Raw genomic sequence first — 2,009 nt, 5'->3', positions numbered from 1 at the left:
GGATGTTCTCCAGCCCGCAAGGCTATTTTTGATCCAGGCACGTTTGACCGGTCGATCACCTCATATCTTCTGGCGACCGATCGCAGCGTACACCTCCGGCTTCGTCGTTTTTAGGCGTCGCGCGTACAGGCACCCGAGGATTAGTGTGCCGAAGATGAACGCCAGCAGCGTTTCGGCGATCTTCACGTTGCCCGTCAGCACGTCCATATTGACCGTCGCCAGATAGCCGACCACAGACAACAAGGCGAAGCTAATGAACGGAGCTATCTTGGTTTTGAGAACGCTTGCGCCGCTTGGCTTGCGTACAAAGAACATCAATACGGAAAGCGAAGTCAGAATCAAGAGCATAAGAAGCGCATAGCCCCCAACCCCTGTCAGTGCACCGTACTCGGCGTACGGTTCGACACCTCTGTTGATCTCAAGCCCCACGATCCCGAGCATGAGGACACTCACCATCATCGACGCGCGGTACGGCGATCCGTGGCGCTTATGCACCGCTGCGCATGCGCGGGGGGCCGTACCGTCGATGCCGAGGCAGTAGATGTATCGCGACAGAATGTTGTGCAACGCCAGTAGACAAGCGAATATGCTAGAGCACAGAAGCACATTGACCGCCTCAAGACCTGCCTTGCCTAAATACATGCCGATACTGTCAAGTGCTACGGTCGATGGGTCTGCACCCGCTTTGGCGATAGCAGCGGCGGGGCCATAGCCGCAAATCAGAAAATAGGCCGCCGAAGCAAACAACACCGCGAGAACGATCACTGCTGCGTAGGTGGCGCGAGGAACAGTTACCTCTGGGCTTCGAGCCTCTTCGCGAAAAACGGCCGTCGCCTCGAAACCAGCGAAACTGGTCACACCGAAAAGCAAACCGAGCCCAATAGAGCCGGATGTCACCGCACTCGGCGTCAGCCAAACAGGTGAGATTCCGTGCAGCCCTTTAGTCAAGGCAACTGCTATCTCCCACACGAATACGAGCACGACCTCGCAAATCAGTGCAAGCGTGAGCACCTTTGCGGAGAAGGTGATGCGCAGGTAGCCAAAGACGGCAACGATGCCGAGCAAAATAAGCGAGTACCCCCACCAGACAAGCGGGGAGCTATTGAAAAGATGCTTGAACAATGAGGTGTAGGCCACCCCGGCATACAGATAAATGCCGACCATCATGAAGCCATATGCCAGCATTGCCATCAACGCGGCGCCGAATCCGATAGGACGGCCCAGTCCTGCAGTGATATACGCGTAGAATGCCCCTGCGTTGCGCACGTGCTTCGACATCGTCGTAAAGCCGACGGAGAACAACAACATGAGGCTGCCGGTGATCAAAAACGTCGCGGGCGCGCCCAAGCCATTCCCCATCGACAACATCAGCCCGATAAAGCCGGTGACGACCGTGAGCGGCGCGTTATATGCCAGCACCGTAAACACAATGTCGAACGTTCCCAGATGCCCTGATAGCGTAACGGGCCGAGCGCCATCCGCCATCCCTCCAGGTTCGGAACTGCCCGCCATGCCATTCGCACTGTTACTCAACGTTTCCATACTTCCACCAACTCCTCGATGGTTCGTGGCGGGAAGCGCGGGGCTACGCACCGCGACATAGTGTGCTTCCGTGCATTGCGCCGGCTTTATACCGCCTGCTGCACCGAAGCCACTCATACTATCCAGTCAAATTAGAAGAACGACTGGTATGTCGAAACTTTAGTACGTTGAGTTTTTTGAAACAAGGGCTTTGTGTCCGGCTACGGCTACCGAGCGGCGAGAGCCAGACCCATCAAAGCTTAGCGGCAACATAGGAGTTTCCCTATGTCGCCGCCTGACGTCTCCGAGCCGTTCTCATGCCGTTACGCTTGCCTTACGCGCTCACTGACATACACGCTCACTGACGTCGACACCCACCTGAGTCGTATTTGCGGTTCCGCCCAAATCCGGCGTGCGTGGCCCCTGCGCGATGCCTTCCTCGATGGCCCGCAAGATGGCGTCGTGCGCAGCACGATACTTGCCCTGCC

General features: G+C 56.9%; 1 protein-coding gene and 1 pseudogene. Both read right to left on the bottom strand.

What is annotated here, in order from left to right; genetic code table 11:
• Positions 1-60: 60 nt before the first annotated feature.
• Positions 61-1,542, bottom strand: a complete 1,482-nt coding sequence (locus tag DIE06_RS37595; RefSeq protein WP_124665720.1) for an APC family permease — start codon at positions 1,540-1,542, stop codon at positions 61-63.
• A 321-nt stretch (positions 1,543-1,863) separates the two neighbouring features.
• Positions 1,864-2,009: pseudogene (locus tag DIE06_RS39395) on the bottom strand (tartrate dehydrogenase); the annotation flags it as partial.

This window comes from Burkholderia sp. Bp8998 (assembly GCF_003854235.1).
GTDB lineage: Bacteria > Pseudomonadota > Gammaproteobacteria > Burkholderiales > Burkholderiaceae > Burkholderia.
Note: the sequence above shows the minus strand (reverse complement) of the source record. Positions and strands in the feature narration are given on the sequence as shown.